25 protein-coding genes and 1 pseudogene are annotated in these 23,750 nt (G+C 49.0%); 10 read left to right on the top strand and 16 right to left on the bottom strand.

The genetic code is table 11. From position 1 onward, the window contains the following. Positions 1–6: 6 nt before the first annotated feature. Positions 7–435, bottom strand: a complete 429-nt coding sequence (locus ACFO1S_RS23190; protein ID WP_204601581.1) for a DUF4275 family protein — start codon at positions 433–435, stop codon at positions 7–9. An 82-nt stretch (positions 436–517) separates the two neighbouring features. Between ACFO1S_RS23190 and ACFO1S_RS23185 the strand changes: the two genes are divergently transcribed. Continuing rightward, positions 518–1,075, top strand: a complete 558-nt coding sequence (locus ACFO1S_RS23185) for a TlpA family protein disulfide reductase (protein ID WP_204601582.1) — start codon at positions 518–520, stop codon at positions 1,073–1,075. 140 nt (positions 1,076–1,215) lie between these two features. Here the strand turns inward: ACFO1S_RS23185 and ACFO1S_RS23180 are convergent, their stop codons facing one another. The 7 genes from ACFO1S_RS23180 to ACFO1S_RS23150 all read right to left on the bottom strand — a co-directional run bounded on the left by ACFO1S_RS23180 (position 1,216) and on the right by ACFO1S_RS23150 (position 6,889). Further along, positions 1,216–1,923 (bottom strand): DsbA family oxidoreductase, encoded by a 708-nt coding sequence (locus ACFO1S_RS23180; protein WP_204601583.1) that lies wholly within the window; start codon positions 1,921–1,923, stop codon positions 1,216–1,218. After that, positions 1,913–2,839, bottom strand: a complete 927-nt coding sequence (locus tag ACFO1S_RS23175; RefSeq protein WP_204601584.1) for a class I SAM-dependent methyltransferase — start codon at positions 2,837–2,839, stop codon at positions 1,913–1,915. The genes ACFO1S_RS23180 and ACFO1S_RS23175 overlap by 11 nt, the downstream gene beginning before the upstream one ends. Before the next feature lie 54 nt (positions 2,840–2,893). Beyond that, complete coding sequence (locus ACFO1S_RS23170) at positions 2,894–4,327, bottom strand: MDR family MFS transporter (protein WP_204601585.1); 1,434 nt, start codon at positions 4,325–4,327, stop codon at positions 2,894–2,896. Then, the gene (locus ACFO1S_RS23165; protein ID WP_204601586.1) at positions 4,327–5,241 is read right to left on the bottom strand and encodes an NAD(P)/FAD-dependent oxidoreductase; all 915 of its coding nucleotides are present in this window, start codon (positions 5,239–5,241) and stop codon (positions 4,327–4,329) included. The genes ACFO1S_RS23170 and ACFO1S_RS23165 overlap by 1 nt, the downstream gene beginning before the upstream one ends. A 57-nt stretch (positions 5,242–5,298) precedes the next feature. Then, positions 5,299–5,784, bottom strand: coding sequence for an RrF2 family transcriptional regulator (locus tag ACFO1S_RS23160; RefSeq protein ID WP_204601918.1), 486 nt, complete (start codon positions 5,782–5,784; stop codon positions 5,299–5,301). Positions 5,785–5,917: 133 nt separating this feature from the next. Continuing rightward, a complete protein-coding gene (locus ACFO1S_RS23155; RefSeq protein WP_204601587.1) occupies positions 5,918–6,367 on the bottom strand; it encodes an acetyltransferase in 450 nt (149 codons plus the stop codon). A 24-nt stretch (positions 6,368–6,391) separates the two neighbouring features. Then, on the bottom strand, positions 6,392–6,889 hold the full coding sequence (locus tag ACFO1S_RS23150; RefSeq protein ID WP_204601919.1) for a DinB family protein: 498 nt from the start codon (positions 6,887–6,889) through the stop codon (positions 6,392–6,394). A 319-nt stretch (positions 6,890–7,208) separates the two neighbouring features. On the opposite strand from ACFO1S_RS23150, the gene ACFO1S_RS23145 reads away from it, so the two are divergent. From ACFO1S_RS23145 to ACFO1S_RS23125, 5 genes are all read left to right on the top strand, one after another. Continuing rightward, positions 7,209–8,180 (top strand): tyrosine-type recombinase/integrase, encoded by a 972-nt coding sequence (locus ACFO1S_RS23145; RefSeq protein WP_204601588.1) that lies wholly within the window; start codon positions 7,209–7,211, stop codon positions 8,178–8,180. Positions 8,181–8,405: 225 nt separating this feature from the next. Further along, a complete protein-coding gene (locus tag ACFO1S_RS23140; protein WP_204601589.1) occupies positions 8,406–9,026 on the top strand; it encodes an HD-GYP domain-containing protein in 621 nt (206 codons plus the stop codon). 44 nt (positions 9,027–9,070) lie between these two features. Further along, a complete protein-coding gene (locus tag ACFO1S_RS23135) occupies positions 9,071–9,499 on the top strand; it encodes a chemotaxis protein CheW (protein WP_204601590.1) in 429 nt (142 codons plus the stop codon). 12 nt (positions 9,500–9,511) lie between these two features. Then, positions 9,512–10,822 carry a chemotaxis protein CheA gene (locus ACFO1S_RS23130; RefSeq protein WP_204601591.1) on the top strand — a complete coding sequence of 437 codons (1,311 nt, stop codon included), beginning with the start codon at positions 9,512–9,514 and terminating at the stop codon, positions 10,820–10,822. Beyond that, on the top strand, positions 10,806–12,392 hold the full coding sequence (locus ACFO1S_RS23125) for a methyl-accepting chemotaxis protein (RefSeq protein ID WP_204601592.1): 1,587 nt from the start codon (positions 10,806–10,808) through the stop codon (positions 12,390–12,392). Before ACFO1S_RS23130 ends, ACFO1S_RS23125 begins: the two co-directional genes overlap by 17 nt. Before the next feature lie 84 nt (positions 12,393–12,476). On the opposite strand, the gene ACFO1S_RS23120 is transcribed toward ACFO1S_RS23125, so the two are convergent. From ACFO1S_RS23120 to ACFO1S_RS23090, 7 genes and pseudogenes are all read right to left on the bottom strand, one after another. Then, positions 12,477–13,607, bottom strand: coding sequence for a response regulator (locus tag ACFO1S_RS23120; RefSeq protein ID WP_204601593.1), 1,131 nt, complete (start codon positions 13,605–13,607; stop codon positions 12,477–12,479). Then, positions 13,585–15,330, bottom strand: a complete 1,746-nt coding sequence (locus ACFO1S_RS23115) for a sensor histidine kinase (protein WP_204601594.1) — start codon at positions 15,328–15,330, stop codon at positions 13,585–13,587. Before ACFO1S_RS23115 ends, ACFO1S_RS23120 begins: the two co-directional genes overlap by 23 nt. A gap of 125 nt (positions 15,331–15,455) precedes the next feature. After that, positions 15,456–15,605 (bottom strand): S-layer homology domain-containing protein, encoded by a 150-nt coding sequence (locus ACFO1S_RS23110; RefSeq protein WP_204601920.1) that lies wholly within the window; start codon positions 15,603–15,605, stop codon positions 15,456–15,458. Continuing rightward, positions 15,551–15,808 carry a GLUG motif-containing protein gene (locus ACFO1S_RS23105; RefSeq protein WP_204601595.1) on the bottom strand — a complete coding sequence of 86 codons (258 nt, stop codon included), beginning with the start codon at positions 15,806–15,808 and terminating at the stop codon, positions 15,551–15,553. Before ACFO1S_RS23105 ends, ACFO1S_RS23110 begins: the two co-directional genes overlap by 55 nt. Before the next feature lie 49 nt (positions 15,809–15,857). Further along, positions 15,858–16,292, bottom strand: a complete 435-nt coding sequence (locus ACFO1S_RS23100) for a hypothetical protein (protein WP_204601596.1) — start codon at positions 16,290–16,292, stop codon at positions 15,858–15,860. Positions 16,293–16,460: 168 nt separating this feature from the next. After that, a complete protein-coding gene (locus ACFO1S_RS23095; RefSeq protein ID WP_204601597.1) occupies positions 16,461–17,165 on the bottom strand; it encodes a response regulator transcription factor in 705 nt (234 codons plus the stop codon). A gap of 633 nt (positions 17,166–17,798) precedes the next feature. Further along, positions 17,799–18,676: pseudogene (locus ACFO1S_RS23090) on the bottom strand (IS4 family transposase); the annotation flags it as partial. Positions 18,677–19,235: 559 nt separating this feature from the next. On the opposite strand from ACFO1S_RS23090, the gene ACFO1S_RS23085 reads away from it, so the two are divergent. The 4 genes from ACFO1S_RS23085 (at position 19,236) to ACFO1S_RS23070 (ending at position 22,821) form a co-directional block, all read left to right on the top strand. Continuing rightward, a complete protein-coding gene (locus ACFO1S_RS23085) occupies positions 19,236–19,667 on the top strand; it encodes a putative periplasmic lipoprotein (RefSeq protein ID WP_204601598.1) in 432 nt (143 codons plus the stop codon). Positions 19,668–19,790: 123 nt separating this feature from the next. Beyond that, a complete protein-coding gene (locus ACFO1S_RS23080) occupies positions 19,791–21,185 on the top strand; it encodes an MATE family efflux transporter (protein ID WP_378127652.1) in 1,395 nt (464 codons plus the stop codon). Between the two features lie 137 nt (positions 21,186–21,322). After that, positions 21,323–22,111 carry a nucleotidyltransferase domain-containing protein gene (locus tag ACFO1S_RS23075; RefSeq protein WP_204601599.1) on the top strand — a complete coding sequence of 263 codons (789 nt, stop codon included), beginning with the start codon at positions 21,323–21,325 and terminating at the stop codon, positions 22,109–22,111. 32 nt (positions 22,112–22,143) lie between these two features. Continuing rightward, a complete protein-coding gene (locus tag ACFO1S_RS23070; protein WP_204601600.1) occupies positions 22,144–22,821 on the top strand; it encodes a hypothetical protein in 678 nt (225 codons plus the stop codon). Between the two features lie 48 nt (positions 22,822–22,869). On the opposite strand, the gene ACFO1S_RS23065 is transcribed toward ACFO1S_RS23070, so the two are convergent. Next, on the bottom strand, positions 22,870–23,739 hold the full coding sequence (locus tag ACFO1S_RS23065) for a glycoside hydrolase family 43 protein (protein ID WP_204601601.1): 870 nt from the start codon (positions 23,737–23,739) through the stop codon (positions 22,870–22,872). Between the last annotated feature and the right edge of the window lie 11 nt (positions 23,740–23,750).

Raw genomic sequence — 23,750 nt, 5'->3', positions numbered from 1 at the left:
TGTTCATTATCTTAATAAGAAATACGGGCCGCACTGTTCTTCATGAGTTTGAACATAGGTCCATCTAAAATCCCTATCCACTATGCAAATATCATTTTCTTGTTCAAAATGCTCTGCTTTGATCTTATTTGAGTCTTCAATAAGAAAGGCTTGACTCTGGTTTTGATAAAAAAGATAACAAGATCTCTTTAACAGATCGTTAAAAGCTGTTTTTGCTTCAGAATTCTTCAAGCATTCAACCCTTTTATAACTAAACAGGTGCCAAAGAAATTGATACATATGAATTTTCTTCTTCTCAATGGTGCTGAGATTTTTAGCAAATTGATATTCCCACGTCTCACGCAAATATTGATCCCATTTATGCAATTCTACTATTTCCACTCCAGCATCACTTAATATTGTAGATATTGGGGTAATATTGTTCACTCTTTTCATGAATATTTGTATTTCAAATCTTGGAAACGAACTGAAAATAGAATATCATTATTGTAACTAATTAGAAATCTTGAGGTGTATTGTGAAAAAGTTAGCATTGGCAACTACATACGTTATAATAATCGTTTCTGCTTTCTTCATCGTATATTTATTTCTTAGTAACAATAATAAGCCGAATAATACCCACTCGAATAATTCTGTTGAACCAGCAATTCCAAGTCAATCAAACGACTTCGTATTGAAAGACTTAGCAGAGTCCAACAATGTTACAGTAAATTTTTCTGATAAACCTACTGTGATCCTGTTCTTTACTTCCTGGTGTCCGTACTGTAATGAAGATGCTCCCAAATTAGTTAAGCTAGAAAAACAATATAAGAGTGAAGTCAATGTGTTTGGAATAAACGTTACTTATCGCGATAATATACAAGATGTAAAAGAATATGTGCAACAACATTATATTGAATATCCTACTCTCTTAGATGAATCCGGTGATATTTACAATAAATTCGGAGGTTCTGGTTTCCCCTCGCTTTATTTCTTTAATGCACAAGGAGACATAGTAGATGCAATAATTGGTTCTACTGATATTGAGACTATAGAAAATTCATTTAAGTATCTTTTAGAGAATTTCAATGTTTGAATTGATCTCCCTTTAGCCCGTTGCGTCAATATGGGGTTAGCTATTGAGAGACTCTCCCCTTTGGATGATCGACAAATAGCCCCCACCAAGCAGTGAGGGCGTAATCGTCTAATCTTGCATTTTCTTTTTATTGGATGTATTTAAATATTGCAGCTCTCGTCCGTACAGCTATTATCGCCTGCTGATTGGTCCTTGACTTCCGGCTTCTGGAATTTGCTTTCTTCCTCCCAGATCGAATTCAGGGCACTTAAAAAAACCTCCTCGGGCTGAGCGCCTGAAATCTTATACTTGTTATTAAGCACAAATGTCGGAACACTCGAAATATTTAATTTTCCAGCCTCGGCCATGTCTGCTTTGACGGAATCTTTATAGGCATCGGATTCCAGCATATCGGCCACCTCCCGTTCATCAAGCCCCGCCTCTTTGCCCAAGGTAACAAGTACGTTGTGATCGGCAATATTCAAGGATTGGGAAAGGTAGGCGCGGAAAAGACGTTCCGTTAGCTCTGTTGCTTTTCCCGCTTGAGCCGCAAAATGAACAAGACGATGCGCATCGAACGTATTTGCAATAACAATGGGATCATAATTGGCGATCAGTCCCGTTTCTCTCTTAATCATATCCGCTACTTGCGCTTGCTTGGCTTTCAGCTGCTCGACATTCATTCTCTTTTCAAGGGCGAGCTGTTGGACGCTTATCGTTCTGCTTTCTGCACCGGGATTGAGTTGGAAGCTGCGGTATACAACTTCAACTTTATCCTTCTTTGTAAACCTGCCAAGAGCGTTCTCAAGTTTTCTTTTACCGATCACGCAAAAGGGACATCCAAAGTCCGACCAAACCTCAATTCTCATCGTTCATTCCTCCGCTCTTTCCCGAACTCAGATTTCCCTCGTACATGTGCTGATCCTGCAATCGTATCAGTACTTTGCCAAATCGTCCGCCCTCGTGGATGACTACTTTGCCGGACGGGTAGGCTTGTTCCAAATAGTCGGCAATGATGCTTTGACTCCGCTCATCTACAGGCAGACGGTGACTGCGAAGCCAAGTCATCGCTTCCTGCAACGCTGCTGCCGTGGAGACCTCCGTCGTTTTCATTTCCCGTGAAATCAGCGATTCATAAGCATATCCTTTCAGATATAACAGATGCTGCAAATATCCCCATTCCATATGTTTTGGGTGGAAGGGCTGCCCCGTGATGAGCGGCCAGACTTCATTCACCAGGCTATGTTCCGCAGGACTTGCCGGCATACTGATGTAACAATACCGCCGAGCGGTATGGAGGATCTTTTCCACGCTGTCCCAATTGTGAATGACCGGACACATCGAGACAAAGACAAGATCGAAAGCCCGGCTCCATCCTCTGGCCTGCACGTCAATATCTTCAAACTTCTCGGATACAATCTTCACCCGGTCTTCATCAAATTTAGAGATGTTTTCTTCCAGCAATTCAATAAGCGCAGGAGAGGTCTCTACGGCTGTTACTTGGGCCCCACGTTCCGCAAACGGTACGGAGAACACGCCTGAAGCGGCGCCAATATCCAGAATAGAAGCATCCTCAAAACGAACGCCTTGTCCTTCAAGCCAGTTCATGATTCGTTTGGTTCGCTGCATTCCCTCTTCGCTAAACGACTGTTCGTTAAACTTCTTAGCCTTAGGGTCAAAAGATCGGGAAGGATCTATTCCGGCCGCTCTCATCTTGCTTGCGATCGTATTCGAATCTTCTTTCCATGCTTTCTCCCACAGAGCTGCATTAAAAATATCGTTCATATGCTCCCCTCACTTTTTCTTGTAATTTGTATGATACTCTGGGTCAATGGAGAGTCATGCCGCCTCCTGCTCCTGCTCTGGCGCTTTTCCTTTTCGGAGGAAGAAACCGAGTACAAGGGCAACCACCGCGATGATGACGCCGAACCAGAAAGCGTTGTTGATACCGGCTGCCAGACCTTTGGCGATTTCTATTGGTGACTCTGGATCGCTCACGTTACTCAAATGCTGCTTCTGCCCATTCGACATAATGCTGATGTACAGGGCAATCCCGATTGCGCCGGATACCTGCTGCAGTGTGTTCAGGATCGCCGTTCCGTGAGGGTGCAGATGGCGCGGAAGCTGGTTAAGCCCGGCTGTCTGTACAGGCATCATCACTAACGCGATGCCAACCATCAGCGTGATGTGCGCAGCGATAAGAAATCCGGTAGTTGTCGTTTCGCCGAATCGAGTAAATAGCCACAACGAGGCGACGGCAATGGCCAGTCCGGGAACGACAAGCACGCGGGGCCCGAATTTGTCAAAAAGCTTGCCTGAGATTGGAGCCATAAGCCCGTTCAGAATCCCCCCAGGCAGCAGAACCAGACCCGACTTGAATGCCGTCATTAGCAACACGCCTTGCATAAACATAGGAAGCATGATTGCGGACGAGAAGAACGTCATCAAGAGCACGAACATCAAGACGGCGACAAGCGCGAACACGGGATACCGAAACGCCCGCAAATCCATGACAGGGTTTTTAAGCAGCAATTGCCGCCAAATAAACAGCGCCAGAGAGACGCCCCCTGCGGCGATCATCCAAATGACTAACGGCTCTGACCACCCCTTTTCACCGGCACTGCTGAAACCATAGACGATTCCGCCAAAGCCGATTGTCGACAATAGGATGGACAGAATGTCGACTTTCGGTTTGGTCACTTCCGACACATTCTTCAGGACAGCGGCTCCTACAATAATGGAGAGCAGTGCAAACGGCAGCACAAGATAGAACAACCAGCGCCACGAAAGTCCGTCAACAATTAAACCCGAAAGCGTTGGGCCGATCGCCGGTGCGAACATGACGACCAGGCCTAACATCCCCATTGCACCTCCCCGTTTTTCCGGTGGATAGATAGTCATGATAATGTTCATGATAAGTGGCAGCAGCATACCGGTGCCGATCGCTTGAATAATTCGTCCAGCCAGCAGCACGCTGAATTCCGGCGATACCGCCGAAATAAGCGTACCTGCGAAGAATAGACTCATTGCCGACAGAAACATTTGCCGGGTCGTAAACCATTGCTGCAATACCGCCGTCACCGGAACAAGCACGCCAACGACGAGCAAATAGGCGGTGGTAAGCCACTGAACCGTCGCCGCAGATGCGCCAAACGATTTCATCAATTCGGGGAAGGCATTTCCCATTAGCGTCTCATTCAAAGCGGCGACGAACATTCCGACGATCAGTGCGATCATAATTGGACCGCGTCTCAAGTTAGTTAAATCGATCATTAATTTCTCCTCCAAGCTTCTACATTAAGTTCATTGTTGATCACCGCAGCGGTAAATGCCCCCTTCGAGGCTGCCGCTATGGCCTGATGCATTTGCGATGCTGCATCCCCCGCGCTATAAATGCCTGGAATGCTCGTTTTGCCAAAGTCATCGACAAAGACCGCTCCTGTTTCCGTGATCTGGCATCCAATCCTTTTCGGTAAATCCGATCCCGTAACCAGCTCCGGCTTGAAAAAAATTCCCCTGCATGGAACGGTCGTTCCGTCTTCAAGAACGACTTGCCGCACGATCCCGTCACTAGAGTCAATGTGCCGAATCGGCGAGTCAAACAGCGGCACTTGATTCCGCTTAAGCTCCTCACGCTCGGTAACCGTCAGCTCATCGGGGCCGTTCGTGCAGACGGTAAAACGATTCGTCCAACCGGATATGAGTGGAGCGAAATGCATAAGCTCAGCCCCCCTCGTAATAATGACAAGCGGCTGATCTCTTAACTCCCAGCCATCGCAATACGGACAGACGAAGGCGCTTTTTCCATATACCTCCACCAGCCCCGGTATGCTCGGCGGCCGATCCTTCATGCCGACGGTAAACAATACTTTTTTGCTTGTAAAAGATTGTCCTTGCTCCGTCTCGATTTGAAACCGGCTGTCGGTACCCGCGATCGATACCGCTGTATCCGCTACGAATGATACGGTCGGATAGGCGCTGATCTCTTCCTTCGCAATTCGTCGAAACTCGCTCGGTGTGATCCCGTCGCGGGTAAGAAACCCGTGAATCTCGCGAGTCACAGCGTTGCGGGGACGGCCTTCATCGATTAACGCCACCTTTTTCCGTGCCCTCCCGAGCACCAGTGCGGCGCTCAGCCCCGCCGGTCCGCCGCCAATAATAGCCACATCGAAAAGTTGTTTTTCCATTCTCCAAAACCTCCATAGTCGATCTACAATATCCATAATTAGAGTACAAGAAGTGGTTTACTTCTTGTTTGCCCTATGTTTACAATGCTTGAAAGCTTCATCCAGTACAGACTGAATCGTGTGTTCCCGCAAGTATTGGTGCAGATGCTGTTCCGCGCCGTTCATCACTTTCTCAACCAAGCATTGTTTTTTTTCCGTGCTTCTCTGCTCACGCGGGGCAGTCTCCTGTTCCGCTAATAGTCGATGCTGCTGCGAACTCGAATTCGAGCATTCGAATAGCTGCTGCCTTCCTTCAATCACTTGAACCACATCCAGAAACGTTATCTGTTCGGCTGGTCTGGCCAGCTCGTAACCGCCGTTCACCCCTGGCACTGCACGTACGATTCCATCCTGTCTCAGCTTAGACATGATTTTGGACAAATAACTTTCGGAAACGCCAAGCGTCCCAGATAATTCCTTAATCCCGATATTATTGCAACGCTCCGAGTGTCCCAAATGAATTAAGGCGTGTAGGGCATAATCTGTGCTTTTGGAGAATTGCAAGCTCTCCCCTCCCATCATAATTACATTGTTAATATGGATCTTTGATATCCATAATAAACGATTCATTTTCTTATTGCAATGACTTCCTTGATCCGAACTTCGCTTTCCTGAGGATGCTCCAAACTAATTTGCATTATTCGCTTATCATTTTCATGTGTAACAATGGAAAGGGACGTCCTGAGCCATCCAGATCCGATCGCCCGACTTGCTTAAACCCCAACCGCTTGTAAAAAAGAACCGCCGGTTCATTCTGTTCATTAACATCAACACTAATATCTGGTCCCACTTGACCAATTGCATGCTGTATAAGTTTCTTTCCGATCCCCTGTCCATGAAAGACCGGATCAACAAACAACATCTCGACATGACTATTAGCTAATCCAATAAATCCGACTGCTTGTCCCTCTGCACCAATAGCAATCCAGACGACATTAGCAAGCAAGGCTTCACCGCGGACCACAGTCCGATAGAAGTCAATGTCCTCTTCCGTTAAAAAATGATGAGTCGCGCGAACTGCACGTTCCCAAATGTCGACAAGTTGTCCGTGCAAAGCTGTATCATAAGCCGTCACTCGTATGTTCATAGTCTATCCCTCAAAAAGTAGTATTCAATCTAAAATATCTTGAATTTGCTTAATATGTCGTTGCTCATGCAAGTACAGTGATTTAACCCATTCAATTAAGGACATCTCCCTAAAGACGGGATGTACAAAATGTCTTCTGCTTAGCACCGATGGGTCTTCTACTGTATTTAATAATTCGTGCAGCTTCTGGCGTGCATTGTTTAGTTTGTCCATGATCTCTTGATGCTCCAATGCTTCATCGGATGGCTTAGCGATGTCAGGAGCCTCTAGCTTGTTGCTTCTATCAAGAAGAAATTCTACCGGTTTATTTTCGATCAAAGAATCGTCTTTACTCTTTAATCCTTTCTTAATTGCTACGACATATAATTCTTCCGTCTTATAGAGGTGCTGGCAAACCTGATTAATACTCCAATGGTTAACATCCTTCCGTTTGTTTAATGTTTCTACATCTAATCCACGAAGGATATCCAATAATTCGATTCTGGTTTCATTTAGTTTTTGGGTGATTTCTTGAAGCTCCATAGAAAACTCCCTTTCTTTAACTAAGCTCTGACCGGCCTTCTCTATTCTTTTATTCTCGATTGCACGGGCAAAAACCTCTCGTTTACTAAAAAACAAAAAAAACGCATTCCTCAGCGACGAATGCGTTCCTCGTTCCCTTCCAGCTCGTTCCGCCCTTTATCCATTTTACTGGATGAATTTGTCCCATGAACGAAAATTGGTTATGATACACTAAACCTTATCGGCGCTAATTCGTAAATTTAAGTATTATGACGTTCTGTCGGACACAGCATTTCGTACAATAGTAGTTATACGACATCAGACTGGAGGAAGAGAGAACATGTCAGCAGATCCATTTTTAACAGAAAATAGCCTAGTTTACATTCACGAGGCTCAGGACACGACGGATAACGACAGCCGGATCATTAGCATGTTTCTGTCTTCATGCAACCTATCGGCGAATACCGTTCGCAATTACTTGCGAGCGATTGAACGATTTCGCGCCTTCGTTGCATATAAACCGTTGTCCAGAATAACGTGGAGAGAAATCGAGGCCTTTAAGGCATGCCTGATTGCCGGAGGTTATAGTTATTCGGAATTGCCGCTTGCCCCTGCCAGCGTGGCCGCCTACATCGCTCCGCTGAAATCGCTCTACAAATGGGGAAGCGACGCCAATATCGCTCTGTTTCCGCAGAACCCGACAACCAGTGTCCGACTGCCCGCCATACCTGTGACGAGTAAGCGCAGATATTTAACCAAATCGGAGGTCGGCAAGCTCCTGCATAGTCTCAAAAGCCAGGGAATACGCAACTATTTGATTGGGCTGTCGCTTGTGCTGCTAGGCACCCGGGTCTCGGAATTGGTGGCTATAACCACAGCGGACTTCTACCCGGATCCCGAAGATCGGGGGATATGGCTGTCCATCAAGAAAAGTAAAGGTGGTAAAGATCGTGAAATCAAAGTGCCTTCGCAGCTATGGGAGCTGTTCGAAAGCTATATTAATTGCTTTCCCGAGAAGGCCGGAGCTTCTTTCGAGCACCGATTGTTTCCCTTATCCACCAGACAGGTCGAGCGGATCATCAGCGATGCTGGCGAACTGAGCGAGATTCGCAAAAGGCCGTCTCCGCACTGGCTGAGACACACTAACGCAACCCTTGCTTTGTTGAACGGCGCTTCTTTGCAGCAAGTTCAGGAAACACTGGGCCATTCCCATATCAATACGACCCAGAGATATATGCACACGGTGGAGCAGATCAAAAAGGCAGCTCCCGACTTCGTCCAGGACTGCCTCAACGATTATATATGGAAATAATTACTAAATAGGTCTCGTTCCGTGCGGGAATTAGGGACTTTAGGCCCGAAAAAATCTGATTTCTCCTAAAAAAATGAAGGATTATGATGAAAAATGTCGTATAACTACTATTGTACGATATGTATATCTTGATTATCGAGATCTCCTGAGAGGAGGCCAAAAGAACGAGAAGAAGTTGTTGCGCCCATGGTGCTTAGCCGGGTATTGACGCAGAAGAGGTGTGGCATGAACTACATAAGCGCGGGCCGTTCTTGGCAGATGCGGGACTCAGTCATTCCCGGAATTCCGACCGCCGAATTGATGAAAGACCTACAGTCTAAGAGCCCGGAGACCTACGACCACTGCGTTCGTGTTGCGCTTTTGTCTGAACGGGTGGCGTTACGTTTGAACTTGAATTCCGAGATGAGCATGAAGCTGATGCGCGGATGTTTTCTCCATGATATCGGAAAACTGTTCCTGCCTGTCAGCATGCTGATCCATTCGGGGCCTTTAACTGAATCGAAATGGCGCATCATGAAGTTACATCCCGTTGTAGGGGCCCATATTCTGGAGACGGACAAGGGCATCTGCGAGAACGCGCTGGATATCGTGAGATACCATCACGAGCGTTGGGACGGTCAAGGTTATCCTTACGGTCGCGCGGAAGAAGATATCCCTTTTCTAGCACGAATCTGCTCGATCATTGATGCCTTTGATTGCATGATCGCAGGAAGGCCCTATCAGAGCAGCAAAGGCATTCAGGAAGCCAAAGAGGAGTTGCTTCGACATGCCGGAACCCAATTTGACGGAAACCTGGTGAATGTATTCGTGAACCTGATCGATGACGGGGATCATCTGTTCAGGTAAGGCTACGCTGGGCAAAGAGGCAAAGCGAGGGGGAAGATGAAAGTATGAATGCGGCTTCTACGGAGCAGCACATTGAATTTGGAATCGGCGACGAAAGTTATGCAATCCGGATATCGGACATCCATGAAATTATCAAAATGCAGGAAATCACTGAAATCCCCAATTGTCGAAGCTATGTGCAGGGAGTCATTAATCTGAGAGGCAAGATTATTCCCGTTCTCAGCCTGCGCAATTTATTCGGCATGGACCACGACTCGGTAACCAAATCGACCCGAATTATCGTCGTAACGCATCTGGAGGAGTCGGTAGGCATTATTGTTGACAAAGTGAGCAAAGTCACGACGTTCGCCGACATTCAAGCTCCTCCGGACAGAGTCGGGGGTTTGAACGGAAATTACTTTACGGGAATCGGCCTGACCTCCTCCGGTCTTGTCGGTATCCTGAAGCTGGATGAAGTGCTCCTATACGAGTAAAGGTGATCATACATGTCGGAGTCATTAGAACTCAAAGCCAAAGGACAGAGCGTCAGGGTCGACATAAGCAAGCTGGAACAACTGATGAATATGGTCGGTGAGCTGATGATCGATCAGACCCGTCTCCGACAATTAGAAAAACAAATTCGCCGGGAGGACGAGACGACCCATTCGGCCGAAGAGCTTCGCCATGTCGTCGATCGCTTATCGAATGTGGTTGGCGATCTTCAACAATCTGTAATGAAGATTCGGATGCTTCCGGTGGAACAATTATTTAATCGCATTCCCCGAATGGTTCGCGACTTGTCTCGAAGCATGGGCAAAGAGGTCGAGCTGATTATGGAAGGCAGCGAGACGGAGCTGGATCGCACTCTCATCGAAGGACTCCTGGATCCGCTTGCCCAATTCGTCCGCAATGCTGTCGATCATGGGATTGAGTCTCCAGCAGAAAGGATTGCGGCTGGAAAATCGGCTAAGGGCACACTCCGACTGAGCGCCGGACGCGAGAACAATCAGGCGTTGTTCTTGATCGAAGACGACGGGATCGGCATAGATACGGAAATGCTGAAGCGGCGGATCACGCACGAGGGACAGCTCAGTCCGGAGATGGCCGCAACGCTCAACGATCAGGACGTTACAGAACTGATCTTTCATCCGGTTTTGTCCGCTCCCTTAGCAAACGGACGGCCCCCGAGTAGGACTGGTCTGAGCGTTGTCAAAGCCGACATCGAAAAAATTCGCGGACGCATTCATGTCGAGACGAGAAAAGGGAGCGGTACCCGGATTGAAGTACGCTTGCCGTTGACGCTCGCCATCATCCAAGGCCTTCAGGTAGCGATTGCGGACCGCTCTTACATCGTTCCGATGAACGGGGTTGTCGAGATTGTCCGAACAACTGCCGCTCAGACGCAATATGTGCAGGGCTGTCCGGTCATAATGCTTCGCAACCGTATCCTTCCGATCGTGTGGCTGCGCGATTATTTCCACTTGCCTCGCGACAACAATTACAGAGGTTACTTGTCGCTGCTAGTCGTCGGTCATCATGAGCAACGCGTAGCGATTGCAGTAGACAAGCTGATCGGCATCCAGGATATTGTCGTCAAATCGCTCGGAGCGCTTCTCGGCCATGTCGAAGGCATCTCAGGGGCAACTACGCTAGGCAGCGGAAAAGTGGCGCCTATCCTGGACGTGGAGGCCATATCCGCCAAGCTTCAACTCCAAACTCGGAGAGGTCCGATACAGACAAACTCGGTATCGACATCTCCGGAAACTTGCCAAGAAACCTACAACTACGAGGTGAACGGTCATGAAATGGTTCTATAACCTAAAGACAAGCGTTAAGCTGGTATCCGCATTTCTGGTAATCGCCGTGATTATGGCGTTCGTTGGATTCTTCGGGATGAACAATCTGAGCACGATGAACCGAAATCTGAACGATATGTACAACAATCAACTGCTGGCTGTCAAAAATTTGATGGAAGTGCAAGTCAACTTCAACGAGATGAGAATCAGCTTGCGGAAGCTCTACATGGTAGAGGACAAAAGCACGATCGAAAAGACAAAGGAAGTCGCAAACAAAGCCATCTCTTCTGTCAGTGAAAGCATCGCTGCGTTCCGGCAAACGGAGATGTCCCCCGAATCACAGGAAGCGCTAATGCCGTTCGACGGAGGTTTCGACACCTACCTCAAATTGTTTAATGAAGCGATATCGCTAAGAGAAACAGGTAAACTGTCGGAAATGGAAACCCTTATCGACGGAGATTACCAGACAGAGACCGAAAAACTCAAAGGAATTCTCAATAAGCTGATCGCGATCAATATCGAGGAGGCAAATCAGGCACAGATCGACGGGAAAAATACCTACTCCTCCGCCAGCACCATAACGATCGTCGTCGTTATCGTCGCGATAGTGCTAAGCATTCTGTTTGGTTATTTCATCTCTCAATCGATTGCGAGACCGCTCCGCAAAGTCGTTCAATTGGTGGCGCAGGTAGCAGAAGGCGATCTTCGGCAGACGGTCAACTACAACACCAAGGATGAGATCGGCGTATTGAGCGGGTCGATCGACCATATGGTGTTGAATCTGAGACAGATGGCCTCTTCGATTATCGGCCACTCCCATAATCTGTCCGCAGCCGCAGAGCAGATCTCCTCAAGCACGGAGGAAATTGCCAGCGGCAATACGACGCAGGCCAACGCGGCGCAGACGATCAGCGAGCTGTTCAAGGAGTTGTCCGCAGCGATCCATTCCGTCGCCAGCAATACGGAACAGGCTTCCGCTTTGTCGGAGACCACGATGCAGATTGCCGGAGAAGGCAACGACATCATTCGTTCCTCCATGGAAAGCATGAACGAGGTCAGCGGCAAAATGTCGCGGTTGGAAAACGATTCGCAGCGAATCGGAGAAATCATCGAGGTCATCGAAGACATCGCTGACCAGACGAATCTTCTCGCGCTGAACGCAGCGATCGAGGCGGCCCGCGCCGGAGAGCAAGGCAGAGGCTTCGCGGTCGTTGCCGACGAAGTGCGTAAGCTCGCCGAACGAAGCGGAGAAGCGACGAAGCAGATTACCGGAATCATCCGAGGCATGCAGGATAACACACGGTTAAGCGTCAAGGCAGTAGAAGAAAGCGCCGAATTCTCCAAGAAGACGGGAGAGTCGTTCCGCCAAATCTCAAACATGGTCAACGAAGCCGGTCAGAAGGTATCCGAAATCGCGGCAGCCAGTGAAGAACAGGCCGCGCAGGCTTCTACCGTCCTGGACTCCGTAGAGAATATCTCGGCGGCGACAGAGGAAGCGGCGGCAGCCAGCCAGGAGACGGCGGCAACTGCGCAGTCAATGGCCCACTTGGCTGAGCAATTGCAGGTGTCGGTAGGCATGTTCAAGCTGTAGTCGTGCACGATCGAACGAAATAACGCAGCGGCACCGTCTTATTCGCCCGGGACTGCCAACGTCCCCGCGAATAGGATTGTGCCGCTATTCGTTGTTCATTCGGCGATATTGCTCGTAAGTCCGGCTTAAGTTCTCCGAAGGCGGCAAGCCGAGCTCTTGAAGCAACAATTGCTCATAGCGTTCGTAGGACTTGTGAAGGGATTGCCGATCCCCCATGGTTCCGAGAACCGTCAGCAGCAGAAGATTGGACTCTTCGTCGAATTCATTGCGGGATACGAGCTTTCTCGCGATTTGCGCCGCTTCCGGATAGCGTTTTCGAGCTAGCAGAAGATTGACGAGAGATTTAGCGAAAGCATTGTACACGATCGCTAACCGTTCGCGTTCGGCGGTCGCCCATTCATACGAATTATCCTCGAACAGTTCGCCCCCGAACCGCTTTTCCACCTCTATGGCCGCCTCTTCATTCTCCTCCTTGTTCTCGGACCATTTCTCTATGGCTTGCTCGGATTGGATAAAATCGACGTCCATTTGGTTGAACTCTACGCGGTACTGCTCCTGCGTGGACAAGATCGACTCTTTAAATCCGTGCAGCGACAATGCTTTTCTAAGCTGATAGGCCGCCGTATTGAGATAGATCTCCGCGTTCTTCAGCGGCATGTCCGGGAAAATGTCCGCCAGAATGCGGGTTCGGGCTACGCTTCGGCTGCGGTGGACGAGCAAATAGGCGAATAGCTCCGCGCTTTTCTTGGATATCCATTTCACCGCTCCCGCTTGCTGGCTGAAGACCTCGAACCCGCCCAGCGCGCGAACGGTCAGAAGACGGGGAGCGGAATCGCCGGTTACCTCTGGAGACGCACGGCGTCTGCCAGCCGCCCTGGAGATCGTCTGCTCCAGACGTTTGCCGGAAACCGGCTTAACCATATAATCCAGCGGATACACGTCATAGGCGGGCATCGCGAATTCCGCATGAGACGTCGTAAACACAATATCCGCATCGGCGCATATCGAACGCAAGCTCCGGGCCAGCTCCAATCCGTTGTCCTCGCCGATCATGATGTCCAGAAAAGCAAGATCCACATGATTGTCCCGAACGAATGCAAGAGCTTCCGCCGCATCCCGAAAGCTTCCGGCCAACTCCACGCCTTCCGCCTTCGATAATAGCCGTTTCATGGCAAGTAGCATGGCCGGCTCATCATCGACGACGAGAACTCTCATCCTCCCATCCCCCCTTCATCGTAAAGTAGAATACGCTCCCTTGTCCGAGTTGGCTTTCCGCCCACAGCCTGCCGCCGCTTCGTGCCACGAACTGCCGACTGACGAGCAAGCCAAGCCCTGCCCCTTTTTCTCCTGATGTACCCGTAGTCGAATCCGGCAGCTTGTCCTCGAATAACCGACGGATGCGCTCTTCGTCCATCCCGACGCCGTCATCGCGAACGGAGATCGTCGCCTGATCATCCGTTAACCGGGCATCAATTATAATGGAGCCGCCTAATCCCGTAAACTTAATCGCATTGGATACTAGGTTGCGAACAATCAATCCCAATGCTTCCCGGTCGGCATACACGCGAATGCCGGACAGAATATCGTTCCTCACGTCGATCCGCTTGAGCTCGCTTTGAACCTGCAGCACATCGCAGCACTCCTCCACGACCTCGGACAAATCCAGCCATTGCGGACGCAGCGCCATATCCTCCCGTTGACTGCGAAACCACTCCAGCAGATTATTCGTCATCCCCAGCGTTTGGCGAATCTGATCCCCCAACATACCGACAATCTCCCGATGTTCCTCGTCGAGTCGATCCCTATCCTCTTCCAGCATGGCAATCAGTTGATACTGCGACGCCAGAGGACTGCGAATATCGTGCGATACGATCGTAAACAACTGGTCCTTCATCCGGTTCAAATGCGCGATCTGTTCGAGATGCTGCTCCTTCTCCGTTATATCCACGATCAGAGAAACGCTGCCCTGTTTTCGCAAACGATGCAGGGGATAGACGTTTACGTTGTAAATTTTCCTTTCCCCGCCCGGCATAGCTTCGACCACGATCCGGCCCTCTTGCATGGACTCGCACAAACGATGCCATTCCGGCCAATTCCCCAGCAGCTCCTTCACCTCCCGGCCAAGAACGCTCCTGTGCCCCATCTCCGCGAACCACCTGGAAGCCTGCTTGTTGCTGTCGATGATCTTTCCCGAGGCGTTGGCGATGACGATACTTTCCTGAAGCGTATCGAGAACGACGGTTCTCGCAAAAGGAAGAATCGCGAAAAATTTGATTCTGAGCGTAATGACCAGCATGAGCATACCCGTAAACCCGCAGTAGACCGACAACGGAAGCAGCCAATCCGACCAGTCGGGCTTGATGACCTTGACAATCTCAAGAACTAACGGAAACGTGCTCAGAAACAACACCCACATCCCCGGCTTGCGGAAGTCGTCGCGGATATTCCGTATGTATTGAACCAGAAAATAAAGGCACGCCGCTATGATACTATAGCATGCGAAGCCGAACAAGACGGAATAGACGCTCCTGACCGTGACCAAATGGTCGTTCACGAGCTCGACGGAACGATAAATTATATGAAGCTTGGAATCGAACCAGGACAGCAGGGACCAGAGCGCGAATATCGAGAACAGTAAAATCTTCCATCGGGTCTTGAGCGGCTTCTCTCTACCGACCAAATGATAGACGAATAAGAGAACGAAAGGCACGATGAAGTTCAGCGCCGTACTCTGAAAATGGCGAAAAAACAGCTTATCCGTTAATAAATAGCTGCTTTTCTCCATAATGATGCTGCCGGAGTAGATCATCCGGCAGACGATCACGCCAATGAGATAGCTTACTCCGCGTTCTTTTCTATAGCCGTATATGAAAAATAAAATGACGCCCGACATGGCCAGCGAAGCGATCATAAGGGCAAGCTCTACGATGGCATTCATGATTTCAGTATACCTGACGTTTCGCGCTTCTACCAAATAAAAACAGCTTCATAAAAAAAGACCGGCCCGCCACGTCAATGGAAATGACGCCAGGCCAGTCTGAATCTCATGATCTAAGAAGTCCGTCAATCGAGCAGCTTCCACGGCCGCAGAAGGACAACGGCAGCCTCGGCTCTCGTCGTCAACCCGTCCGGCGCGAACCGATTGCCATCTCGTCCGGTTAGAACTCCGCGCTCGCGGGCGGCATCGACATAATCCTTAGCCCACGCCGGAATGCTTGCCTCATCGGAGAAATGTCGGCCGTCAAGTCGCCGTCTCCCGCATCTATTTCTCCGGACGCCGAACTATATTCTATCGTACCGCGGCTGAAGTGGCCGGCAAGTCCGCCGACTTGGGCATGTATATTCGACGATGAAATGTCCACATCCACCAATCGCACATTTTGAATCGTCGCATTCTTATAGAATGCAACCGCCATCGTCTCTTCAGCTAACTGTCAAGCACTGATTTTTAGATTGAGCTTGATTTCATTCTCGTAATTTACGGGAAGCGTATTCATCTGACCTCAGTGAGGCATACCTGCTCGATCGCATGAACTCGCGATGGGCTTCCTGAATCGCATTCGTGCGCATCAGCAGTTCCTCGGAACCACCATGCTTCAGTTGCCCGGCAATCTGCATCAGCTTGAACGTGTTGTAATAGTTCGCATCCGCTTTGCTGCGGCTATGCTGCAAGGCGTCCATGTACGATTGGCGCTCCATCGAGAGTCTCATTGCTTGATCATGCAGATTGGGATCATGTCGCTGTAAGTAGTCCATTTCGTCGGTGCGCAGCTTCTTGCCCAGCATGAGTACATTTCGAATAGATGCCAACCGCGATTGATCCTTCGTCGCGCCTGCGTCCTTGCATTGCTGCACCGCTTTGAAATAATCACTGAACGGCTGCACGGATTTTACATTCACGCGATTCCCCTCCCTAATTACAATTATCGTCACATGCAACGATGCCTTGTCCAAGTATCCGGCTGCATATACTAATTCCCATGACATTTTCTTCGTCAAAAACTTACAAATATTACTTCTAAAATATATCATGATAGATTAACCCATTAATGAAACCTAAAGAAAACTTTAAGTTCGTGTTTGCAACGCACTTCCGGCAACCAGCATATATCCCGTCCCCCGGATCGTCACGATTCTCTCTGGATGGGCAGGGTCAGCCTCGATTTTTTTGCGCAAATTACTGATGTGTACAGCGACCGTTCTCGTATCCTCAAGACTCTCCGTTCCCCAAATGAGCTGAAACAACGTATCGACACTGACCACACGATTCACGTTTTGCGCCATATAGGACAGCAGACCGAACTCTTTTTTCGATAAAAAGACGGTTTCACTCTCCATGATGACGGACTGTGCGTAGTAATCCAGCGTCAAACCCGGCAACTCCAGCAGTTGTTCCCTTCTGCCCGTCGACACTCTGCGAAGATGCGCCTTGATCTTGGCCATAAGGACTCCCGGACTGAACGGCTTGGTTACATAATCGTCGCCGCCATCGGATAATGCGCTGATTTTCACCTCGTCTTCCTCACGGCTGCTCAGAAACACGATCGGCACATTCGTATATTTGCGTGCGTTCCTGCACCAATCTATTCCGTTTTCATTAGCCAGCAATACATCCAGTACAATCAAATCCGGCTCGAACGACGCGAGCAGCTTCATGGCTTCTGTCCCGCTGTGGCTATACGAGGATATAAAACCCTCACGCTCGCAATACGCCTGCACAATCTCGCATATATGGGGATCATCATCGACGATCATAATTTTGTGCGTTTCCATCACACCGTCGTCTTCCTTCAGTGTCCTTCGCCAGTATCGGTTTTTCTCCTCCTATTTTATCATGGTAGATGAGACCGCTTATGAATTACAAAGAAAACTTTAAGTGCGCGCTCACAACACTCTCAAAGAAAAAGGGGAATTTCTGGAAGACGTTCTGACTGACTCAACATCCAGTGAACCGGAGTGGGTCTCGGAGAGCAGCCAGGCTGCGTAATTCTCCTGCACAGGAACGCTTTGTTTCTGCCGTTCGCCACAGCGTTCTTTCGGCGAGAGTTCCGCAAGCTTGCGCTCGATCTCATACATCAAGTTATAGCCCATGCCGGCCTCACAGCAGAACAGCCTGCTCCGATGGGAGCAGGCTGTTCTGCCAGTCTGATCTGTCAAGGTTGATGTAAATACGGATTATACTTAATCACGGTTCCTTTACCTTCTAAATAGGAGCCGACTTTATAGCTCACATAAAAGCTATCGGTTCTGTCTATGGCGAGGTGTTCCGAACTAACGTCATCAGCCGAGATGCCGGCATACCATGATGTTTCATTTCAAGCTTCTTTTATATACCTTGATGATACATTAAAAGAAGCTGTAGGCTTTGAATCTGATCAGTTAGAGACAGAGGATAGAAATAATCATTATTTCGCTAATCAGATCGAGCAACTGTTGCAAGGCAACTGTCCAATCTAGCGTGCCGATTTCGTCGCACAGCACATAAAACAGACCGCCGAACGTACGCACATCCATGCTTTGCCGATGTTGCCAAGCCAGCAATAGGTAGCGTGAAAATACAATCGTCGTGTGACTGATCAGCAAGTCGTAGGAGCGCCCTTGAAACTCCTTCTGCAAACGAAGCAGCGATTTGGTGCATTTGAAGAAGACCTCGATGTCCCAGCGGATCGCGTAAATTCGGATGTCGTCCTCTACAGCGACAGCCCGATCCGTTGTCAGCACGGCGAGCCATTCGTTCTTCTTCGTGCGGTTGCGAACGAATACGACATGTACAGGAGTGCCGCAAGCCAACTCCGTACGGATCAAACGCAGAATGACACGCTTCTTGCTCACTACAGGAGAGGCGACCGCGTAAAGCTCCTTGAGGGACAGCTTCCGGCCATGAACAAGGAATCGTTTATTGTCGTTCTTGACCATGCCGATCACGTCAAGTCCACGGTCAACAACTTCGCGAATGGGCGGCGCATGTGTAAACCAGCTATCCATCAAGAAGTAAGAGGCGGTTGCTCCGGCCGCCAAGGCGCGGTCCAGCATAGACGCGACCACCTGCGGAGCGGTCTGAAGCGCTTCTTGCCGACGCTTGTAGCCATGCGTCCGTTTATCGACGGACCCGCTCATTCCTGTGATTGCCGACTTGCTCGAGCTAAGCAATGCAAAATCCAATGGCAATGACCATCCGACCAGCCCATCGTCAGCATGCGGAATCCTTTGTAATACGCACCCTTGGCATGATCTTTGAACCTTGCGAGCAACTCAACAGCTTTGCTGCGATTGCGAATGAATAAGAATACAATTTAATCAAGAAATGCATAAATTATTTTCAAGTTGATGGTGGACCCAACCCTACGGATTCAAGAACATGCTCGAAAAAATTTCTGATGATCATGTTGAAAAATATATTCTCACTTGCAGTCAATTTAAGGCTCTGCCTCGTCAACCCAATCAAGATTATTTATTAATGATGGTCTTCGATGAAATCCCTGCCAGTTTTGAATGTGATTTTATTCTTCGCATTTTCAATCTTTGAGAGCATTTGTTTCTGTCTTGAACATCGAACAAATCGTGAGCAGGATAATTAACAACATGAGCAAGTGAGGTTTTCTTGTTCTCCTGTCTCCACACCTGCTCTTGGAAGCATAACTGCATCTTTTTCTGCCAAGACGAAGTCTTGAACAGTTGTCATTTCATGTAGAAATATGAGAGACATATAAGCAGACAGACAGATTCCAACATTTCTATTTTAAGGTAGAATCATTAAGTGCATGATTTCAGATGAGTATAGGCTGGCTAATCGTAGTTACGGTCGAACTCAATTCGTAGGCTCGCCCTGAAAGGAGATGTATTATGCATTTGCGCTGTGTACTTATCATTTTTGTTGCTTTAGTCTATTGCACAGCATGTTCTGCAAAAAACCAAATAACTGTTGATCAACCAAGTTTAATAAGATGGTTCGAAAATGAGAATGAACTAGAAGTATATGCGGTGGTATCGAATTCGACAAATCATGATGTTTCATTTCAAGCTTCTTTTATTTTCCTTGATGATACATTAAAAGAAGCTGTAGGCTTTGAATCTGATCAGTTGGAGACCGATGATAGAAATAATCATTCGCCCTTTAAACTGAGAGCTTTCAATGAAACAGTTTTCATACGTAAATATAAAGCTCATAGTAAATTGACTCACGAAATGTTGTCTGGAGGTGTTGGAGTAAAAGTCACAGCTCAACAAAAGACATACACGATTGCAATTAAGCATGTAGAAAAAATGGCGAAGTGAATTGTTTCCATCCCAACGTCACATTTTAATAGATTAATCTCGCCCGAAAGGTTCATAAGCGCGGATTTTTGGAGTAGAATACAGGTATTCCTTCATGTCATACTCGAAAAGCAGTGATGTCGATTGAATCTGACCAACGGAGCCGTGAGAAGAAAAACAGATTTTCTGCTGAACAAGTATTTCACCGGAAATTCGATGGATTACAAGCAAATCTTTGGGATTACCCTGCCGATCTTCGTGGATACGGCTTTTATTGTTCTGATGAGCATTCTGAATACGGCGATGATCAGTTCCTCGGGCGTTGCCGCGATCAGTGCAGTCAGTACGGTCGATACGCTCAACATTTTTATCGTCAGCGTATTTATCGCCGTTGCCACGGGGGGAACGGTAATCGTCGCGCAATACAAGGGCAGCGGGAACCGCACGATGGTATGCCGCTCAGCCGCGCAGGCGATAACGGCCGTAACGGCCTTCGCCTTGCTGATCAGCGTTGTCGTCATTATTTTTCATGACCAAACGTTAAACCTGTTGTTCGGCAATGTGGAAGAGGACGTGTTCCACAAGGCCACGATATTCCTGATCGGAAGCTGCATTTCGTTTCCCTTTCTGGCCGTGCAGCAAGCCGTCGCCGGCGTGCTCAGAGGCGTGTCCGAGACGAAAGCGAGTCTGATTCTGTCTCTCATCATGAATCTTGCCTATCTCGTGCTGAATTTCGTCTTCATTAAAGGCTTCGACATGGGCATTATCGGGCTGGCAATTTCCTTGATCGTCGCCCGGGCGATCGGTGCAGTCGCTTCGTTCGTCTATCTGCTGAAATATAACCATACGCTGCACTTTACGATGAAGAGGCTGCTGAAGCTGGATATGGGCATTCAGAAGAAGATGATGTTCATCGGTCTCCCGTTTGCCGCGGAGCAGATGTTCTTCAATGGAGGAAAGCTGTTGACGCAAACCTTCATTGTGCAGCTCGGCACGCTGGCCTTGACCGCCAACGCCATCAGTAACTCCATCTCGATGCTTCTCCAGATCGGGGGGAGCACCTTGAGCGTAGCCATCGTGACGGTCGTGGGTCAGTGCATCGGGAGCCGGGATATACCGGATGCAAGGAAGTTTATTCGCTCCTTCCTCGGCCTCTCCGTTATTCTGTTTCTGGTGCTGACCGGAATCATTCTGCCCTTGTTTCCGCTGCTGATGGACCTGTACGCTACGCCGGATGAGATCGTGCCGACGATCCTCTGGCTCGTGCTGATCATCTCGATCGCGCAGCCGATTCTGTGGGCGTTGAGCTTCATCCTGCCTTCGGCCTTGCGCGCGGCGGGCGATTCGAAATTTACGTCAATTGCGTCGTTGCTCTCCATGTGGCTGTTCCGGATCGTGCTCGGGTATATTCTGGGCATTACCTTCGGTATGGGGATCATCGGCATATGGGTCGCTATGGTCGCCGAATGGGGCGTGCGGGCATTCGTCTTCGGATGGCGCTTCAGAGGCGACAAATGGTACAAGCACAAGCTGATTTGATCTGTTCACGGCAGCGCAGGGCGGACTCTTCCCATTCTGGCAATCGGAAGAATCAGCCCTGTAATGTCGGTATAGTATCAGCCCAACATTGAAAGCGTTTACTAATTCTTGCAAAATAGAATCGGAGGAAATCATCCATGCATGACTATCATAAACAGGCTTTAACCAATCTTGTCGAAGAGCTGTCTCCTGATCCTACTTTTCTTGCCATTATTACGGGCGGCTCGGTCGCTCAAGGCATCGCGAAGGAAACCTCCGACGTGGACGTCTATCTGGTCGTCACCGATGAAGCCTACGAGGAGAGAAAAAAGGATAATCGCTTGTCCTACTACAATAACCAGATCTGCGATTATCCCGGCGGCTACATAGACGGAAAAATCATTAATCTCCGCTTTCTGGAGCTGGCAGCCGAACGCGGCAGTGAGCCGACGCGCTACTCGTTTACCGGATCGACCGCCTTCTTCTCGCGCATTCCCGATCTGGACCGGCTGCTGTCGCGAATCCCGGTCTACCCGGAAAGCAATAGAGACAAAAATTTGACCGATTTCTTCGCTCAGCTCTATCTATACGCCTACTATTTCGCTGGCGAAGCCGAGAAGAAAAACAACCCTTACCTGCTCTCCCACTCCGCCAGCAATGTCGTCTTATTTGCAAGTCGGATTATTCTGGCGCACAACCGGATTCTGTTTCCATGTCACAAAACCCTGATGACCGCCGTAGCCAGCGCTCCAGAGAAACCGGATCAATATGTGGAACGCGTAAACGAGCTGCTGGCTCATCCGACTCACGCCAAATGCGTGGATCTGGCGAAAATGATTCTTGCCTTCAGGGATTCCGGCATTTCCTTCGACCAAGCTGTCAGCCTCTTCGTCGAAAACAACGAGTGGAATTGGCTGGAGCATCCTGCTCCTCTGCAGGATCGGTAGCTATAGGCGCATTTTACCAATGGGGGACCGCAATGAAAACAATTACCGAGCAGTTAGATGAATTGCATTCCGAGTGGAAGAACAGACTTATGGGTCAAAACTATATTGAGGATGGAATTATTAACGAACAAGCTTGGCGTGCACCCGGGCTTAAAATAATGGTGCTCCTGAAAGAGCCAAATTCAACTGACTGGGGTTGGGAATATCAGGACTTCCTTCTTAGGCGGGGCTACTTGGAAGAAAAGAGCTCAACCTGGCCTAACTTGCTTCGATGGACGTATGGCATTCTTCATGGCTTCCCGTCCTATAAAGAAGTAGAGGAACAATTCCATTGCATAAAACAAAACTCGCTTGATTTTTTTGGTTCCGTCTGTTTTGCCAACCTCAAAAAGATCGCTGGGACTTCTTCTGCCAACGACCATGAGCTGATTCAGTTTTCCGATATTAGCCATCCGCTGATATTAAAACAAATAAGCATTCTTGAACCCAATATTGTTCTTTGCTGCGGCAGCATTGTGTTCGATCTTGTCAAGAAATCGCTGGAAAAGGAACAGATTCAATTCGAAAGAAAACATACAAGCGGTGGTCTGGAAAGACTTTGGTGGAATCATAAAAGAATAAATATTGTTCGTTATTTTCATCCATTGGCCTATATTCCAAAAGAGATATCCTACACCTATTTGATAAATGAAATTAAAGAAATCGTTTAGCTAGCTTCAAGGGTCGCCGCAGGCAGAACGGTCCATGGAATTTCGGGTTTAACGAACGCTCAATCGTCCGTCCTTCTCAGACAGCCCGATAAAAACAGGCCGCTCTTCCGGCGTGCGGTTCGGAGTGTGGAGGGCCAGCAGAAGCTCATCCTCGAACGTGCTGAAGATCATGCCGTGACCGCCGTCATTCTCGAAGATCGGCTCAGGCTCCTGAACCCAGGGACCGAGAATGCCGCCTGACGCGGAGCGAGCAATCCCTTGCGCATATCGGCCTTGCCTGAAGCTGGACCACAGGAGAAGCAATTGCCCGTCGCGGCAGCGATGGGCGTAAGGGCCGTCCGTGACGTATCCCGCTCCATTCTTAACCGGATCGACCCACGGCGCATCTTGCGCGGAGAATAATAGAATCGGCTCTCCAACGGGGCGATCCAGCTCCGGCGACAGCTGCAACGCGCAGACGGTGCCGTTTGTCACCTGTACCCATTCATGGCAGAAGACCATCCAAGGCGTTCCATCCTCTTCCACCCACAGAGTGCCGTCCAGGCACTCCCAATCCTTAGGCGTTGCCGGGCCGTCGCTGTGAGGCCGGAAAGGCCCTAGCGGGCTGTCGGCAACCAGAATTTGCGTGCCTCTACATACGCCTTCCGCCTTAAACGTGGCAAACATATAAAATCTCCCCCGGTAGGCATGAACCTCCGGAGCCCAATAATTCGTATCGGACCAGAAACCGGGATCGGGGCGAAAAGCAGGGAACGGCCCCTCCCAATGAATCAAATCAGCGCTACGATAGACGTCGAAGCCAATGCCCTTGCCCTTCCAGATGTCGGGATCGGTAGAGCCGTACAGATAGTAACAGCTCTCGTTCGCTTGCTTTAACACGAATGGATCGCGCATCTGAATTTGTTCTAATGTTCGCATGAAGGTTCGCC

Source organism: Cohnella boryungensis (assembly GCF_042651945.1).
GTDB classification, from domain to species: Bacteria; Bacillota; Bacilli; order Paenibacillales; family Paenibacillaceae; genus Cohnella; species Cohnella boryungensis.
This window is presented reverse-complemented; position numbering and strand designations above follow the sequence as displayed.